This window comes from Porphyromonas sp. COT-108 OH2963 (genome assembly GCF_000768895.1).
Classification (GTDB): Bacteria; Bacteroidota; Bacteroidia; order Bacteroidales; family Porphyromonadaceae; genus Porphyromonas_A; species Porphyromonas_A canoris.
Genome location: NZ_JRAP01000003.1, coordinates 22,580 through 40,181, shown reverse-complemented (window position 1 = coordinate 40,181; position 17,602 = coordinate 22,580). Strand labels below are relative to the sequence as shown.

Annotated in this window: 10 protein-coding genes; 1 reads left to right on the top strand and 9 read right to left on the bottom strand. The window is 48.9% G+C overall.

Annotated elements, in window-relative coordinates:
* Nucleotides 1-121 precede the first annotated feature (121 nt).
* From HQ39_RS01645 to uvrA, 3 genes are read right to left on the bottom strand one after another with little or no spacing between them, the layout of a single operon-like run.
* Nucleotides 122-760 carry a DedA family protein gene (locus HQ39_RS01645; RefSeq protein WP_036863133.1) on the bottom strand — a complete coding sequence of 213 codons (639 nt, stop codon included), beginning with the start codon at nucleotides 758-760 and terminating at the stop codon, nucleotides 122-124.
* Between the two features lie 18 nt (nucleotides 761-778).
* Complete coding sequence (locus tag HQ39_RS01640; RefSeq protein WP_036863131.1) at nucleotides 779-3,025, bottom strand: ATP-dependent helicase; 2,247 nt, start codon at nucleotides 3,023-3,025, stop codon at nucleotides 779-781.
* Entirely contained in the window at nucleotides 3,022-5,889 is a 2,868-nt protein-coding gene (gene uvrA, locus HQ39_RS01635) for an excinuclease ABC subunit UvrA (protein WP_036863199.1), read from the bottom strand. Before uvrA ends, HQ39_RS01640 begins: the two co-directional genes overlap by 4 nt.
* A 471-nt stretch (nucleotides 5,890-6,360) precedes the next feature.
* Here uvrA and HQ39_RS01625 point away from each other — a divergent pair, with 471 nt between their 5' ends.
* On the top strand, nucleotides 6,361-6,606 hold the full coding sequence (locus tag HQ39_RS01625; RefSeq protein WP_036845870.1) for a thiamine-binding protein: 246 nt from the start codon (nucleotides 6,361-6,363) through the stop codon (nucleotides 6,604-6,606).
* Between the two features lie 100 nt (nucleotides 6,607-6,706).
* Here the strand turns inward: HQ39_RS01625 and HQ39_RS01620 are convergent, their stop codons facing one another.
* From HQ39_RS01620 to HQ39_RS01590, 6 genes are all read right to left on the bottom strand, one after another.
* Nucleotides 6,707-8,440, bottom strand: coding sequence for an alkaline phosphatase (locus HQ39_RS01620; protein ID WP_081965354.1), 1,734 nt, complete (start codon nucleotides 8,438-8,440; stop codon nucleotides 6,707-6,709).
* Between the two features lie 25 nt (nucleotides 8,441-8,465).
* Nucleotides 8,466-11,174: a transglutaminase-like domain-containing protein gene (locus HQ39_RS01615; RefSeq protein ID WP_052079333.1), complete on the bottom strand. Its 2,709-nt coding sequence runs from the start codon at nucleotides 11,172-11,174 to the stop codon at nucleotides 8,466-8,468.
* Nucleotides 11,175-11,203: 29 nt separating this feature from the next.
* The gene (locus HQ39_RS01610; RefSeq protein ID WP_036863126.1) at nucleotides 11,204-12,277 is read right to left on the bottom strand and encodes an ATP-binding protein; all 1,074 of its coding nucleotides are present in this window, start codon (nucleotides 12,275-12,277) and stop codon (nucleotides 11,204-11,206) included.
* Between the two features lie 276 nt (nucleotides 12,278-12,553).
* Complete coding sequence (gene rpmH / locus HQ39_RS01605) at nucleotides 12,554-12,706, bottom strand: 50S ribosomal protein L34 (RefSeq protein WP_036845879.1); 153 nt, start codon at nucleotides 12,704-12,706, stop codon at nucleotides 12,554-12,556.
* Nucleotides 12,707-12,799: 93 nt separating this feature from the next.
* Complete coding sequence (locus tag HQ39_RS01600) at nucleotides 12,800-13,537, bottom strand: tRNA1(Val) (adenine(37)-N6)-methyltransferase (protein ID WP_036863122.1); 738 nt, start codon at nucleotides 13,535-13,537, stop codon at nucleotides 12,800-12,802.
* Between the two features lie 798 nt (nucleotides 13,538-14,335).
* Nucleotides 14,336-17,602, bottom strand: coding sequence for a S41 family peptidase (locus tag HQ39_RS01590; protein ID WP_036863117.1), 3,267 nt, complete (start codon nucleotides 17,600-17,602; stop codon nucleotides 14,336-14,338).

The following is a 17,602-nucleotide window of genomic DNA, read 5'->3' as shown; positions in this document are numbered from 1 at the left end:
GAGTCAGCCCTTAACTGTTTCTTTGCTGTAATGTGAAAAGTACTTTCGTTCTATCTGTGTCAATCAATGTACAGAACGATACTTATAAGAGTATGGATGAACTTTAAACAACAAGATATATTCAGGACTTAGAGGGCTTTTTGCTCCCCTTGTAGATGAGTACGGCAACAATTATGACACCTATTCCCATGAAGATGTAACCTAAAAGGTGGCTGTTCTCCATGACATAGTCCATAAGTTTGTCTTGCGGAACAAATGAAGCGAAGTAGTAGCCCATGGCTGCAAGAATAGCGTTCCAAACACCTGCACCGATAAAAGTATAGAGGATGAACTGTGGAAGTTTCATCTTGGCAAGTCCGGCAGGAATGGAAATGAGTTGGCGAATACCCGGAACAAGCCTACCCATAAGGGTCGAGATGATTCCGTTTTTATAGAAGAAGCTTTCCGCTTTCTGTACTTTGGCTTCATTGATAAGGCACATTGCTCCTATGCGGCTATTGGCAAATCTGTAAACTATTTTTCGTCCGAGAAAGAGAGCCAGATAGTAGTTGATGAGAGCTCCGATCGTAGCTCCTATTGTTCCGAATAAGACTACAAGATAGACATTGAGTTCACCTGTTGCAGCCGCTTTATATGCGGCAGGAGGTATGACCACTTCGGAAGGAAATGGTATAAAAGAGCTCTCGATGATCATCAAGAGAGTAATGGTAAAGTAGTCCAAAGACTCTAATGCCCATTGAAATAGAGATGCTGTATCCATTGTATGGTGTTGTCTGTTTTATTCGATCGGAGTGAGCTTTGCATAGCGGGCTATGAGTAGCTTTTCTCCTTCGGTATCAAATATGATTTTTATTTTTATTCCATGATCGCTCTGAACCATCTCTTGAACGGTCCCATCCCCAAAGATATGATGATTGACGCGATCTCCTTCTTTGTAGGAGAGTGCTTGCGTAGTGGCTGCTTGGGGAACGTTTTTGAGGGGTTCCAGCTTTTTCTCTCGTGTTATGGCTTTTGCAAGAAATGAGGGAGAGTGTTTCTCTTTCCTGAATTTGAGATCGCTCTCGTTGTTGATGAACTTTTCATCAAGGTCGTACAAGAATCTGCTGGGGAAAGATTGTACATACTTGCCGTAGCTGCTACGAGAGTATGCAAAAGAGATACAACACTCGATCTTGGCTCTTGTGATAGCCACATAGAGCAGTCGTCGCTCCTCTTCCACTCCGTTTATGGTATCAATGCTCCGTTCGGACGGGATAAGTCCATCCTCCACACCTACTATAAACACATAGTCATACTCCAACCCTTTGGAGGTGTGCATGGTCATAAGTGTTATTTTAGGGGCATCGTCTTTCTCGTCTTGGTCTCTATCCGTATAGAGAGCAACCTCTTGCAGATACTCTTCCGGTGTAGGTGCTTCCACGCCTTCATCTTCCTTCAGAGCCGTATATTCGTCCATTGCGTTGAGTAGCTCCGAGATATTCTGCTTACGATCCTCTCCTTCTGCCGTCTTATCGGATTCCAGCAGGCTATACAGTCCGCTTTTGTGAAGGATATTTTGTGTTAACTCCAGCAGGTTGGAGCTTGCAGCCTCTGTCTTAAATCCCAAAATCATATCGGCAAAGGCTCTAAACTTCTTTACGGCGGCCGGTTTGAGGGCATTGCAAAAGTCGGGCTCATTGAGAATGGCACTCATATAGGAACACTCTTTTTCTTTGGCAAACGTGTGCAACTGCTCGAAAGAGGTTGCTCCTATACCTCTTGCCGGCATATTGTAGATGCGTCGGAAGGCTTCGTCATCATCCATATTGACCAACAGGCGAAGGTATGCGATAACATCTTTCACCTCTTTGCGTTCGTAGAAAGACATCCCTCCATATATCCTTAGCTTGATGCCCAACACTCTGATCTGGTCTTCCAATATACGGCTTTGAGCATTGGTGCGGTAGAGGATGGCTATATCTTCCGGATCTACACCGCTTTGTATAAGGTGCAGTATCCTTGCCCCTACTGCTTGTGCCTCTATGTTGGCAGAGTAAGACGAAATAAGGGTAGTCTTCTGTCCCGGTCCTTTCACGCTTACTACCTCTTTCGGGATGCGTTGTGTGTTTTTCTCTATGAGTCCGCTTGCCAAATCTACGATATTGGAAGTGGAGCGGTAGTTCTTTGTGAGCTTGAAGAGTGCGGCATTCTCAAAAGACTTCCGGAAGTTGAGTATGTTGTCTATCCGAGCTCCTCGAAATGAGTAGATGCTTTGACTATCATCGCCGACAACGCAAACCATACAGTCTTCACCACACAAAAGCTTCACAATCTGATGTTGCACCCTGTTGGTGTCCTGATACTCATCTACGAGTATGAACTTATACCGCTCTTGCAGCTCTTCCCTTACTTCCGGATGGTCATTGAGAAGCCTGTAAGTATAGAGCAAGAGATCATCGAAGTCCATTGCATTGGCAGCAATACACCTTTCGGAATAGAGCAGAAAGATATCTTTTATCCTTGGCATCTGACGCTTTCTGTCCGCATCTGTCAAAACAGGAGAAAGGGCATACTGCTTGGCAGATACCATGTTGTTTTTTGCCCCTGATATGATGCTCTGAACAGCATTGGGCTTATACTGCTTCTCATCCAGCTTCATATCTTTTATGATACTCTTGATGAGAGCACGGGAGTCTGCCGTATCGTATATCGTGTAAGAGGAGGTAAAGCCGATATGGGAAGCGTAGTGTCTTAGAATACGAGAGAATATAGAGTGAAATGTCCCCATGGGTATCATCTGCGCTACACTCCTGCCAACGGAAGAAGCTATACGCTCTCGCATTTCTCTGGCTGCCTTGTTGGTAAAGGTAAGTGCCATAATGCTGTAAGGAGCGTAGCCTTGTGCTATCAGGTATGCCACCTTGGTTGTCAGCACACGGGTCTTACCGGATCCTGCACCTGCAAGTATCAGGGAGTGTCCTTGACAGTATAGCACAGCTTCTCGCTGCTCATTGTTGAGAGTTTCGAGAGAGGATTCTATATTCATAACTCTTTGTTTAGAAAGTATGCCGTGTGAGATTTGGAGAGTACTTCCGGAGCAGTCATCTCTTCCGGAGTACCTTGAAAGATGATTTCTCCGCCACCCGTACCTCCTTCCGGGCCAAGGTCTATGATATAGTCTGCGGACTTTATCACGTCTAAGTTGTGCTCTATCACAACCACCGTGTTTCCTCTGTCCACAAGGCTTTGGAGGATGTTCAGAAGCATTCTTATATCCTCGAAGTGGAGTCCCGTGGTGGGTTCGTCCAGGAAATAGATCGTCTTTCCCGTATCTCTTTTGGAGAGCTCTGTTGCCAGCTTGATGCGTTGGCACTCTCCTCCGGATAGCGTTGAAGAGGGCTGACCAAGCTTGATGTAACCGAGTCCGACATCTTGCAGAGTCTTTATTTTTTTTAGGATCGACGGATTGTTTTCAAAGAACTCCACAGCCCTATTGACTGTCATGTCCAAGATGTCGGAGATGGATTTTCCTTTATACCGAACTTCAAGCGTCTCCCTGTTGTAGCGTTTTCCCTTGCACGCTTCACAAGGTACGTAGACATCGGGCAGGAAGTTCATCTCTATGGTTTTGTAGCCATTGCCTTTGCAGGTTTCGCACCTGCCGCCCTTAATATTAAATGAGAAGCGTCCCGGCTTGTAGCCGCGCATTTTGCTTTCGGGTAGCTCCACGAAGAGGCTGCGTATCAAAGTGAAAATCCCCACATAGGTTGCGGGATTGCTTCGAGGCATTCTGCCAATGGGGCTTTGATCCACGGCGACTACCTTATCTATATATTCCAGTCCCTCTATCTCCTCATAGGGCAGCGGGGCAGTCTGTGAGCGGTAGAAGTGTTGGCTTAGAATGGGGTAGAGGGTAGAGTTGATGAGAGAAGACTTTCCGCTTCCCGACACTCCGGTGATACAGGTCAATGTCCCGATGGGAAGGCGCATGGTATCTCCCTTGAGATTGTTGCCCGTAGCGCCTTTCAGCACCAAGAGTTCCCCCGAACCTTTTCGGCGAGAGGCGGGGACTTCTATCCTCTTTGTCCCTTTGAGGTATTGGGCGGTGAGAGTATCCTGTTCGAGCATCTCTTTCGGCGTGCCGGCAAAGACCACTCGTCCGCCTTTGCGTCCGGCTCCGGGGCCCAGGTCTACGACATAGTCTGCCTCCAGCATCATATCTTTGTCGTGCTCGACGACGATAAGAGAGTTTCCCTGATCTCTAAGATTCTTGAGGGAATGAATGAGCTTTACATTGTCTCTCTGATGCAGACCGATGCTCGGTTCGTCCAGGATATAGAGGACATTGACCAGTTTGCTTCCTATCTGAGTTGCCAGGCGTATGCGTTGGCTCTCTCCGCCGCTCAGGGATCCGGAGGAGCGGTTCAGGCTCAGATAATCCAAGCCGACGTCAAGAAGAAAGTCCGTTCTGGCATCTATCTCTTTGATGATCTCTTCTGCGATGCTCCACTGTCTGCTGTCGAACTTTGTTTTCAGGGACTTTATCCACTCTTTGAAGTCGGGCAGATGCAGCGAGGATACCTCCATGATGTCTTTGCCGTCTATCTTAAAGTGGAGGCTTTCGGTTTTCAGCCGTTTGCCCATGCAGAGCGGACACTGCACATGAGTGCTGAACTGCTCTGCCCACTTCCTTGCCGCGTGCGACTCTTCCATCTCCGCATACCGGTTGATGTACTCTGCAAGTCCGTTGTACTCCAGCAGCTTTTCGGGCAACATCCCGGAGGGGATCTCTTTGGGTCGGTTCAGCGTGTAGTTTGTTCCGTTCAGGATATCGTCTATCAGCTCTTCGGGCAGCTCTCCCACGGGGTCGTCTATGGAGAAGCCGTAATGCTCGCATATCGCCATGAGCTGTGCAAAGATCATGTTCCGCTTGAGTTTTCCTATCGGCTCTATTCCTCCGTCCCGGATGCTCAGCTTCGGGTTGGGGAATATCTTCTCTGCCTGCAAGGCTGTTACCTGCCCGAGGCCTTTGCACTTCGGACAGGCTCCCCGGGGCGAGTTGAAAGAGAAAGAGTGGGGTGCCGGCTCGGAGTAGGAGAGACCCGTGGTGGGGCACATGAGCGAGCGGGAGTAGTAGTGTGGTGTGTCGGGATCGTCGAACGTTATGACCACCATCTGATCTTTCCCCTGCTTGAGAGCGGTGCGGACGCTCTCCTTTATCCTGCTTTCGGAGCTTTCGGAGACTTTTATCCGGTCTATCACTACTTCAATTCTGTGGATCTGATACCTCGAAAGTGCCATGTTGCGTTCTATCTCTCTCATCTGCCCGTCTATCCGGACGTTGAGGTAGCCTTTTTTGCGCAGCTGCTCCAGGAGTTCGCGGTAGTGTCCTTTTCTGTCTTTCACGACCGGGGCGAGGAGATAAATCTTTTGCTCGGCGAAGGCGGAGCATATCGAGGAGACGATCTGCTCTTCGGTGTAGCGCACCATGGGTCTGCCGGTGTTGTAGGAGTAGGCTGTGGCGACGCGGGCGTAGAGGAGGCGGAGGAAGTCGAATATCTCCGTTGTGGTGCCGACGGTGGAGCGCGGATTTTTGTTCGTGGTCTTCTGTTCGATGGAGATCACCGGGCTGAGCCCTGTGATTTTGTCCACATCCGGACGCTCCATGTTGCCGAGAAACCCTCTCGCATAGCTCGAAAAGGTCTCGATGTAGCGCCGGCTTCCTTCGGCGAATATGGTGTCGAAAGCGAGGGAAGACTTCCCGCTGCCGCTCAGTCCGGTCAGGACGCAGAGGGAGTTGCGTGGCAGATCCGCGTCTATGTTTTTGAGGTTGTGGACACGCGCACCGCGCACTTGGAGCACGCCGTGTTCTATTCTGTCTGTATCTCTTCTCTTGTCAAGCTCTTTCATGGAGGGAAAGTGTTCCGAATAAACGCAGCAAAGATACGTTTTTCCGAGAAGCTTTCCAATCTTCTCCGGTGCCTCCGAAGCGGAAAGAAAAGCACTCTTTTTGGCAAGATTCCGGTCGAAAGCAAGGCTCAAAAAATTAGAGATTTTTAACGCAGAGCGCGCTCCCGAAATTCATTACGAGGGAGCCCGAAAAAGAGGTGTGCGCACGGAAGAAAATTTTTGTGCGCACAGAAAAAAATTTTCGTGCGCAAGAAAAAAAATTTTCGTGCGCACAAAAAAATATTTTCGTGCGCACGAAAATCCGGGCTTTTTGCCGACCCCCTCGCAGCCCAGTACTGATCCCGTTTCTGAGAGACAGGCAAAAAAGCCGTTTTTTCTCCGAAAAGGGAGGGTGGCGGACCGGAAAAAATGTGCTAACTTTCTCGCGTGAAAAACAAATTATTGTTGAACCTATGTTAAAATATGTGCATTATGAAGTGTTCCGTAGAGCTGAGTTATTACCCCCTCGGCAATGAGTTCAAACCGGCGGTAAAGGCGTTCATCGCAGACCTGAAAACGCATGACGAGATCAAGGTGGAGCCGGGAAGCATATCCACGCGCGTCTTCGGGGAGTATCGCACGGTGATGAGGATACTCACGGAGGCGATGGAGCGCGCTTTCGAGGCGCCACACTCGGTGTTCGTGATCAAGATCCTGAACATGGACAGAGACAAGTAGGCAGCCGCTCTGCCCGATGAGGACAAAAAAATATTCCCGATAAGAGATTCGCTCCTATCGGGAATTTTTGTCTCCTCGTGCGCCCTCCGGGCACGGCTCGTTACTCTATCCAGCTTCTGATGTCGGCAGGGAGATAGAGCTTGTCGCGCTTGTCCACATAGACCGCCACGGTGGGCATCTCCCGTTTGGAGAGGATCTTTTTCCCCTGCTTCAGCGTGGCGATGTTCGTGTACGCCTCGATCTCCAGAGCCTTCCCCCGCTTGCCTTTCACCGTGAGCGTGGCTTGCCCTTTTTCGTCGGAAGTCAGGCGGAACTTCATCCCTTTGAACACTTCGTCGTGCGGGGCAAAGTAGCGGTCGCTCATCGCAGGCAGCTCATCGCCCATGCCCAAGAGCGTAGCCATGTAGCGGTGCAGATCCGTGTTTTGGTTCACGCCCACGAGCTTGTCCACCTCCTCCGGCGTGTACACGGCAAGGAACACCTCTTCCGCCGTGTGCCCGTTGGTGGTGAAGCCGAGCGGTATCCGGGCATGGAAAAAGTGGTTGATCAGCGCCGGAAGAGTGCCCTTATAGCCTCCGTCGCCTATCTGCTCTTCGGAACGCTCCTCGGCAGGCTTGGGGCTGTTTTTGTACCCTTTGCAATCGGCAAGAAGCACCAACTCTTCCTCCGTGAGTGCAAAGCCGGCGTGCTTCTCCACGATGGCGCGAGCTTCGGAGTAGGGGTGCCTGTTCAGCTCTTCGGCTATGAACTCGGAGGTCTTTCGCACTGCGGTCAGAGCCCCGAACAGGTGCTGTCCGCTCGCCGTCGTGTAGGGCACTTCGCGCCGTCCCAAAGAAAATCCGCTGTTGCCGTGATCGGAAGTTACGATGATCACCGTGTTGCCGTCCTTCTTGGCAAACTCCAACGCCTCGGCAAACGCTTTGTCAAACGCGATAAACTCCGTGACGAGTGCCACGGGATCGTTCGCGTGCGCAGCCCAGTCCACCTTGCTGCCCTCGACCATCAGGAAGAATCCGTTCTCCGAACGCTCTCCCGAAGAGAGGCGGCGCAGCGCATCTGCAGTCATCTCCGCAAGAGAGGGGATCTCTGCCGGATCGCGGTCTATGTCGTAAGGGACATCGGCTTTCTCGTAGAGCTGCCACATCCTCGGATTGGTGTCTTTGGAGGCTCCCTCTTTGTCGTTCAGAAAGACACTCACGCCCGACTCGGTGAGATGTTTGCGGTGCTGCTCGGATAGCAGACCGGCACCTCCTCCGATGACGACATCGAGCCGGTTGTGCACCATCTGCGGCACGATCCAATCGTACCTCTTCCTCGAATAAGAGTGTGCCGCGCAGTCCGCCGGAGTGGCGTGCGGAAACTCGCAGGTGAACACCAGCCCGGTCTTTCTGTTGTGCTTGATCCTTGTAGCCTCGAGCAGCGTCATGAGCGGCCTCAAAGATCTGGTCGTATCCACCGGAACAAGGTCGGCTCCCGGAGTGCTCATGGGATAAGTGGAGATGTATCCCGCTCTCGATGGCATCCCGGTCATATAGCAGGAAGTGGTGGGCGCGGAGTCCCCGATGGGTGCGTCCGAAGAGAATGTGATGATGGTCCCACTCATGTAAGGGTCCAGATGCAGATGCTTGCTCTCCGCATCCATGTACCTCTGATACCAACGCGCTCCCGACACAGCAGAGAGTGAGGTGCCGTCGGCAATCATAAGGATGACGTTCTTGGCTTGCTTCACAGGTTTTCCGTTGGTGGTCTGAGCTGCCGACGGAAGGGATGCCCATACGGAAAGAACACAGACAGCAACCGCTGTCGCAGATTTGAGGGCGAGTCTTATTTTCATTGATGTAGTGTATTTGAGATGAATGTTACTTGACTTCTGAAACGACCTTGGATATTCTGTCTCCTATGCCTATGGTATAACCTTGGGATACGAACACGACACGTCCGAACGTATCGCAAACGGCAAGCAGAGGATACTCGAAAGGAATGGCGGTCTCCGTACCGGTGGTGAGGAGCTTCAGTATGGAGCCGTCCGTGTCTTTGCCCCAGAACGCTTCCGGAAGCAGACCCATGGCAGAAGGTGCTCCGTCTCCCTGCATCTGTTGAAGGACAACGACCGGCAGTGTGAGGCTCTTGCTCTCTTCGTTCCACATGGACTTGCGAAGATCTCTCAAGATGTGGTCGGTAGGCTCATGGTGATCCTTGCCCAGCACCAGTACATAGTAGCCTCTTCCCGTAGAGCTTAGCAGCGTTTTTTTGCTGTCTGTCTTGAGGTCGTGATACAGGGCTTCCGGATTCATGCTGCCGATGACGGATATTGCCGTGGTGTCTCTGTCGAATGCCATTATATTGGGAGTGTCTCCACAAGTGAGCTTGCGGAATGCAACCAATACACCTCCGGAAGCAAGACGTGTCCCGGTGATGATGTAGTTGTTTTCGTATTCCAAAGGATTCTTTACGGTCTCCTTGTAGCTCAGACCGTCTGCCATGTCATAAGTAACAGGCGCACCGGATGGCGAGATGTAGCCAAGAGAGAAGTTGTAGTAGTACTTCGGATCTGAAAGATAGGGCAGCGGTGTATAGTCGAGACTGATCTTGCATGTGCCCGCTTTGTCCGGATTCACTTTGCTCTCCTCTTCCGGAGCTATGGCAAAAAGCTTGTAGCCACCATCTTCGGTGTAGATCTTGGAGACGCCGATGGTGCCGTCGTATTCCGAAAGCACGCCTGCCGCACGGCACAAGCGCACAAACGTAAATGCCAAACTGCGGACATCCCCCACCTTGTGAGAGAGTACCGTTGCCGGAGAAAGCGGATGGCGGATGGGGTTATACTGCTCGTCCACTTTGAATGTACGAAGATAGGTGGCTATCTTTTCGGCTCTCTCTGTTGCGGAAAGAGCAGTCCAAGATGCTTCTTTCTCCGAACTTTCTGTGGCGTTATCGGCAAAGATGACCTTCAAGGCTTCGTTGAGAGCCTCTTGTACGGGGAATAGCTGTTCGGTGCCGACACGAGGAGAGAGGAGATACTTCACCTCTTTGTCGGATGTTCCGCCTTTATAATGTTTCATGACATCGGTCAGCACATCGTACGGAACGTCATGCAGGTCTTTCTTTGTGAGCGAAGAGAGAAGCAGAAGTCCGAGTTCCCTCTGTTCGGGAGCGAGGTTCTCCATAAACTTCAGGATAGTATGATGGTGTCCTCTGCTTTCGATATAGACTTTGCTCCAAAGTTCTTTGTTTTTCAGACCGAGCGACTTAAATGTCTCTTCCGCCCGGAGAGAGCCGGGGAAGGTCGCGAGGTAGGCTTTTCTGATGGAGTCGTTCTCCACGATGCGGAGAGCACAAGCCCTGATAGCCGTACTGTCGATAGTGTTGGAAGGTGTTACCGCTTCCGGAGGGTTGATGACCCAGTGAAGCTCCGAAGGCATCTCCGCAAATGGTTGGAGGTTCAGCTCCAATGTCTCGCCTCCTGCGCGTACCACGCCCATCGCCATGGCTTCTATTCCATGCTCCGCTGTGGCAAGCATGTCTCCGATGCCGGTTTCGAGAGAGGCTTCTCCGTTTTTATCCGTAAGAATGCTCGTGATAGGGAAAAACTCCGCATAGTTGTAGAGTCTGAACGATACCTTCACATCTTTTTGCGGAACGCCGTCTTTCAACACTTTTACTCTCGCCGGAGCTGTCGGCACATAGAGAGAAGTGAGGTTGAGCTCGGTGTATGTCGGGAACTGCTTCAAGGATGCTTCCGATCCGCTATAAGCACCAAATGCTTTGGTATGCAGCATCATGGCACGGCGTACAGGGGCATCGAACCAGGCGTTGTTGAGTACCGGTGCCGGCTCGCACGCTCCCAGATAGTACCACTTGCCATCTACCCAAGCCTCCACCCAGGCATGGTTGTCGTCCGTATGCGCCCATCTGGGAGTATAGACCTGTCTGGCAGGAATACCCACCGAACGCAGTGCGGCAACGGTAAAGGTACTCTCCTCACCGCAACGTCCAAGAGCATTTTGCAGAGTGTACACAGGAGAAGAGGTACGTCCGTCCGATGGCTCGTAGGTTACGTGTTCGTTGCACCAGTGATTCACTTCCAGCACGGCATCCATCATGGATAGACCTTTTACTCTGTTCTTTAGCTCTTCGTAGAACAACTCTCTACTATTGTCCAGAGCTTCGTTATTGACCCGAACGGGAAGTACGAAATGACGAAAAACATCTGCCGGAACAGACTTTCCCCAAGGCATTTCCTCTCTTGCCTTGTAACTGGTCTCTATGTTCTTTACATAGAATGCCGTGCTGTAATCGAGCATATCCGGGGTGATCATATAGCCATACAAAAAGTCCAATGCTTCTTGTACCGGTTGGGACACTTCACCTGCCGGAACATGGTCGGAAACAGGCAAGCCGAGATAGGAACATTTCTCCTGATAGCTTTTGATGGCTTCATCAAGAATGCTCTTGGGGAAGAGAGCAGAGTCCGTACTCTTCTCTCCGGACTTAGAACATGAAGAAAATGAAGATCCACCCAGCGTAACAAGCAGGATGGAAAGTATTAAAGATAGATTCTTTCTCATATAATGGATTGATTTAGGTTGTTTCTTCTCTATTGTTGCGGATGTTCCATTACGCTTCTATCCACCTCTTCCAATACCTTTATAAACGGCGGAAATTTGATCTCGGACATAGGCTTGGAGGTCATGGTGTGTAGAAGCGAGTAGCTGTACTCGGGAGATAAGAGGGTGTCCACTTCGAGGGCAAGTCCTCTCCAGACAAAGCTCTTTCTCCTTTTGTGTATAACGGGAGCATCCGGCTCTATATGTCTGAGATATATAACGAACTCTTCCGGTGTGATAAGGCGTTCTACTTCTGCACTCTTACCCTCCGAAGTGGTACGGAAGAAAGAGTGAAAATAGACGAAGTTGCCGGCTGTTCCGCGTTTCTTGATCTTTGTATTTCCTTTTATGTCCGTATTGAGCATGTACTCGAATATCTCTGTCTCTATACCATAAGGCACATCACCGGTTACCTCTACCTTGAATGTCCTTCGGGTTTCATCGGCTGTTTCATCTCCCACAACGCAGGCAATCTCACGGATGGTCTGCTCTATCTTGGCATCGAAATCACTATTGTTTTGGACGATGCGCAGGTTCGGATGCCCTGTCCAGGCACTTAGAATCTTACCATCCAACTCGCGAGCCAATTCTACCGTCTCTGTTCTTGCCGCATTGTTTTCGATGGTATAGAAGTCTTCCGCTCCGTCTGCCGCTGTTACCATGTGTATTACCGCATCGTATCGGGCATCTCTCAGCATCACTTCCGAAAGGGAGAGTTCGTCCAGCATGGCTTGCCACATATTTGGGTCCATGTATGCAGAAATATCCATGGTACCTCTGTCGGATATGATCAGTACCGGTTTATTGACAGACTTTGCCAGCTCATAGAAGATGTTTTCCATTTGGAGCTGAAACTTCAAGACCGCTTTCTCCGCGTTGTAGAAGTAGGTCTTGTCGTCCGTAAGGAAGTTCACGGAAGCCGCCGTAAATATCGTGGGGATTTCGGGTAAGGCATACACCAAATATCCTCTTATGGTAAATCGCTCTATGATCTTCGCCATTGCTGTGGTCTTACCGGCGCAAGGCCCTCCCGTGAGCGCTATTCGTACTATATTTTTGTTCATTTTTTATTGACTTTTTTGACCTCTAAAGTTAGCAATATTATTTCACAACAAGAGGGAGATAGCCAATTCCGAATCGGGCTATCTCCCTCTTTTGTCTATTGTGATTTCTTAAGGCAGAGAGCGCAACCTTTCTGCCCCGGAAGAGAACCATTTTGGGGTGAGGAGGTCAAGGTATCTGCTTGAAGCTTTCTGTCTGTACAATAAAAAACTTCCCTTGCAGTCTGAAACTGTAAGGGAAGTCTATGATAACAGCTCCGCAGGGAGCATCTGTTCTTGTTATCTTGGATACTCGTCAGAAACAGTTAGCTTAGCTCTGCCTTTAGCTCTTCTGGCTGCGAGAACTCTACGTCCGTTTGCCGTTGCCATTCTTGAGCGGAAGCCGTGTTTGTTTCTTCTCTTTCTGTTAGAAGGCTGGAATGTTCTTTTCATTGCTTTTTAACTTTTTATGCTGTTTTGATTTGTCTTGCTTTCTTTGGTCGGGCAAAGATAGTCAATTTATTTTAGACTGCCAAGAAAATAGTGCTATTTATTCAAGACCGAATCCGGCATAAACGGCATCATAAGAGCTTTGTACTCCGCTGTGTACCTGTGTCTCTCTACCTCTATGACCAGCTCGGACTCTTCTATTAAACCCTCTCTCTCCTCCATTTTCCATGTACTTAGAAAGCGTTTTACCGGAAGATCCTGTCGCCCTCGTATGGCTACTCTCCGGTGTAGTATCAGTCCGCACTCTTGGGCGGCTGCTTCGTACTCCTGTGCCATAGATGCAGGATATATGATGGCAACCTCTCCGTGTCGGCTCAGCGTCTGCTTTGCCCTCCGAAACAGAGTGATTGCCGGGAGTGTGATGGCGTGTTTGGCAAGAGTTTTTAACTCGGATGGAGAGCTGTGTGTAGCCGTAAAGTAGGGAGGATTGGAGACAATAAGGTCATAGAGGGGGAAGCGTTCCGAAGAAAAATGTTCTATATCGGCATGGACAAACTGCAGTTTGTCGGGATGAGGAAAACCCTTTCTGTTCTCCTCCGCATCCGCAATGCTCTCTTCGTGTATATCCACCCCCACAACGCTGCTACCACAGAATCTCTGCGACAGCATCAGTGCCACAATGCCACATCCGGTGCCTATATCCAGTATGGTATCCGGCTCAAACTGCATTGTGCTGCCAGCAACGGCTCCAAGGATAAGCGCATCCGTACCCACTTTCATGGCACTTCTGTGATGAGCGATGCTGAACTGTTTGAGATGAAATTTCTTGTTCACAATATTGTTTTAGGGTATTGTAACCGGGGCGGATGGTGCAAGGCAGTTTTATGCACTGTTTCCACTCCCGATTTTGTTTGCAAAGCTACAAGTTTTTATTGCTTTTCGGATGTTTTGGCGAGAGTGGATTTTTATATATTCCATCCCGAAAAATGCTCCCTTTTTTCTTGCTCTCTATTTTGATCGGAGGGGTCGTTTTCAGAGCATGATAAAATTGTTAAATTTGTCTCATTTTATTAACAAAAATTCCGATACATGTTCATCCAAAACGCTAAACGAGCATATTGTTTCGGCTTAACGTGTTTAATTTTTCAGTAAACACGTTTACCGATTTCATTGAACACGTTTACCGATTTCGATTAACGTGTTTAGCTAAAATTGCTAAAATGCTATATGCCAGTGTTTTATGTATTTTTACCCTAAAAAGTACCCAAAAAGGCAGATTTCTTTATTAGGAAACGTTTACAGGAGTGGGTGTTAAAATTTACACCAATTAACGCGAAAAAGCCCCATGAAATGGACTGAGAAAAAATTTTTTCCAAATTCGAGCTGATTTATATTTGCCTTATTTTTAGGGGATTATCCTCTTCTTGTGATTTGGTTGAGGGAAAAGAGAGCAAAAGTGGAAGAGAGCGGTGGCTCTTCTCTGCACTCTGTTTTTATATAAAAGTGCACGCAAAATCCCCCTATATTTTGGGGCAAAAGGAGCAGAAAAGAGAGACATAAAAAAGAAGCTCCGGTATGAGATTTTTCAATCTTCACACCGGAGCTTTTCTCCAATATTGTGGACGGAAGAGGTTACTCTTTTTTACCGACCTCTTTTAGCAATGTTTCTACTGCTGCTTCCATCTGTGTGTCTTTGCCTTTTAGGGCTTTATCAAAGTCGAGACGCACTTTAACGTCAGGGTGCAGCTCGTAGTTTTCAAGGTATATACCCTCTGCGGTTTTGTACCCAACGGCAGGAATACCGAAGTACAAGCTTGGATCTTGAAGTGTAACCCAGTTGACACTCGTCATGGTTCCCGGGACAGGCATACCGACGAGCTTACCTATTCCAAGGTGTTTGTACACCCATGGTGTACCGTGAGCGTTGCTATAGTCCGCTTCACACATGACCATGACAGACTCATGATTCCATCTGCGAGACGGCATTTCGCAGTAATCTTTTCCACGAATCTGCTGTTGCAGATATTTCTTTCCGGTAAAGAATACTTCCAAGTCTTCATGAAGACGTCCGCCACCGTTGTAACGAATATCTATAACGATGCCTTCGCGGTCGTAATAGCGTCCCATCACTTCGGAGTAAACCGTACGGAAGCTTGGGTCTCCCATTGAAGGGATGTGTACATAGCCTAAACGTCCTTTGGATAGCTTATCAACCTCATCGGCACGCTGCTTAACCCATCTCTTGTATAGCAGATCTTCGAGCTGTGAAGAGGAGATACCTTTCACGGTTTCGCTCCAACGCTCTTTGCTCTTAGGGGAGTAGAATGATACGGAAATGTTGCGTCTGATCTTTCCATTAAGGAGAGGGAAGTAGTCTTCGCCTGCCTTGATATCTTCACCATCAATCTTCTCGATGATGTCGCCGGCTTTAACTTTGCTTCTGAAGTTGTCAAACGGACCACCTGTTATCACTTCATCCACAAGCAGACCATCCTTGCCCTTTTCCCAAGAGAGGAATAGTCCGAGCTCCGCAGTAGGTTCGGAAGCTCCGCTTCCTCTGTAACCGGATCCGGTGTGAGAGACATTAAGCTCTCCAAGCAATTCGCTCAGCATTTCGGCATAGTCGTAGTTGTTGGAGATGTAAGGGAGATAGCGAGAGTAGTGTTTGGTAAGTTCGTCCCACTTTACACCGTGCATGCCGGCATCGTAGAAGCGAAGACCTTCTTCACGTTTAACGACATTGAACATATATTCGCGCTCAGCGGCAAGGTCTGTCTTCCATTCAGCCTGGTACGAGATCGGCTTAAAGGTCTCTCCTGCCACGGTCATCTTCTGAGGTTGAGCACCAAGGATGAAGATCTGCTTGCCCTCTTTGTCCATCTGGAACTGTGCTCCTCCCGAATCCATCTTTCTTAGCAGTTTTGTGGAGCGTTTTCTCAAGTCATAAGACCAAAGGTCGTATCCGCCTTCAAATGCAGAGAGGTAGTACATCTTCTTGCCATCTTTGGTGACGATAGCATCTCCCAAGGCAGAAGAGTTCGGTGTAAGACGAATGATGCGATCCTCCATGTTGTCGAACTCGATATTGAGATCTTTCTTTTCGGATGCTTTCTTCTTATCCTCCTCCTTCTTTCCTTTTTTCTCTTTCTTCTCTTTCTCTTCTGCCTCTTTCTTGATGTTCTTTTCTTCTTCCGAGAAGAGTTCAAACTCCTCTTCGTTCATCTTGAACTTGTTGTAGGCTTCTCTGTTCATGAAAGCGATCATGACATCGGACTGAGAACCCCAAGAGGCGTGGTTGCGCATACCGTAACGTTCGCTGTGGAAGATGATGGCATTGCCGTCCATAGCCCAATGCGGATTCATGTCGAAGTAGCCGCTGTTGGTTACATTGAATATCGGTTCTCCGCCTTTGGCACTAACGATACCTATGTCATAATAGGGTGCGTGGTTTCTGGCAACGTAAGAAATGGCAAACCATTTGCCGTCCGGACTCCACTCGAAGTTCATATCGCCATCTTCTCCATGCTGTGTAGAACCATCGGTGATCTCTCTTATCTTTCCGCTTTTGAGGTTGTACACGGCAAGTTTTTTACGTCCCAACACGAATGCTACCTCTGTTCCGTCGGGAGAGAATGCCGGATGCATCTTCTCCACTTTATTGCCCGGTATGAGAAGTTCTTCCTTAATAATGGTGGCATTGGGGAAGTTCTGCTCGTTCTTGTTTACTATTGTTGCTTTGTAGAGATCCCATTTGCCGCTTCTGTCGCTTGCATATACGATAGAGCGGTTATCTGCTCCGAAGGTTACACTTTGCTCTCCGGAAGGAGTGTTGGTTATTCTCTTTGTTGTGCTGTAATCCACTGATGTTACAAACACTTCGCCTCTGGATACGAAAGCAAGCTGTTTCCCATCGGGAGAGACACTTGCAGACTGATAGCCTTGTAGGAAAAGACGTCTGTCTTGAACATCAGAGATGTCTGTCGCAACAGATATATTGACCCGTTGAGGCTTTTGTCCCGGAGTCATGGTATATATCTCTCCTGCATATCCGAAGCATAGCTTTCCGTCTTTGGATGTGGAAAGGAAGCGAACCGGATCCCCTTTGAACGATGTCAGAGCCTTGACAGTCTCGCCATTACCATTGATGTCTGTTTCATATACATTCATAGAGCCACCCTTGCGTTCGCTTAGGAAGTAGACTTTTTTCCCGTCCGAACTGTACACCGGATCTCTATCTTCTCCATCATGTTGGACTACAAACCTGTGCTTACCACTCTTGAGGTCATATTCCCAAATATCTCTGGAAACAGAGGAAGTGTGATGCTTTCTCCACTCATTCTCGAATCCTTTGAGGTCTTGATACAAGAACTTGCTACCGTCTTTGGAGTATGATACAGCTTCAGCAGGTGTGGAGATAATCTGCTCGGGTCTTCCTCCATTGACAGACACGGCATAAAGCTCGGATAAACGTCCTGTGGGGAAAAGGGCACTGGTATGAGGGTCTTGGATGTGTGCTTTGAATACCACGCTTTTGCCATCCGGAGTGAATGTGTATGGCGTTTCCGTAGTGGAGTGAGTAGTAAGCTGCTTAGCCACTCCTCCCATTGAGGACATGATATAGATGTTTACACCGGCATTGTTGCGAGTGCTGGTGAAAGCAATTTTTGAGCCATCGGGACTCCAGACAGGGCTTTTCTCGTACCCCTCGTTTGTAGTAAGACGGACAGCCTGACCGCCTTGAGCAGATACCTTATAGATGTCTCCTTTGTAGCTGAACGCAATCTCTTTTCCATCAGGAGAGATTGCCGGATAGCGCATCCATAAGGGACGTTCTTGAGCAACACCGCTCCAAGCAATCGTGGCGAAGAACGTTCCTAACAAAACTCTTTTTAGTTTCAT

Coding starts and splice junctions, on each gene's coding strand:
- HQ39_RS01645 (WP_036863133.1), bottom strand. CDS start 760: ATGGATACAGCATCTCTATTTCAATGGGCATTAGAGTCTTTGGACTAC.
- HQ39_RS01640 (WP_036863131.1), bottom strand. CDS start 3,025: ATGAATATAGAATCCTCTCTCGAAACTCTCAACAATGAGCAGCGAGAA.
- uvrA (WP_036863199.1), bottom strand. CDS start 5,889: ATGAAAGAGCTTGACAAGAGAAGAGATACAGACAGAATAGAACACGGC.
- HQ39_RS01625 (WP_036845870.1), top strand. CDS start 6,361: ATGAAGTGTTCCGTAGAGCTGAGTTATTACCCCCTCGGCAATGAGTTC.
- HQ39_RS01620 (WP_081965354.1), bottom strand. CDS start 8,440: ATGAAAATAAGACTCGCCCTCAAATCTGCGACAGCGGTTGCTGTCTGT.
- HQ39_RS01615 (WP_052079333.1), bottom strand. CDS start 11,174: ATGAGAAAGAATCTATCTTTAATACTTTCCATCCTGCTTGTTACGCTG.
- HQ39_RS01610 (WP_036863126.1), bottom strand. CDS start 12,277: ATGAACAAAAATATAGTACGAATAGCGCTCACGGGAGGGCCTTGCGCC.
- rpmH (WP_036845879.1), bottom strand. CDS start 12,706: ATGAAAAGAACATTCCAGCCTTCTAACAGAAAGAGAAGAAACAAACAC.
- HQ39_RS01590 (WP_036863117.1), bottom strand. CDS start 17,602: ATGAAACTAAAAAGAGTTTTGTTAGGAACGTTCTTCGCCACGATTGCT.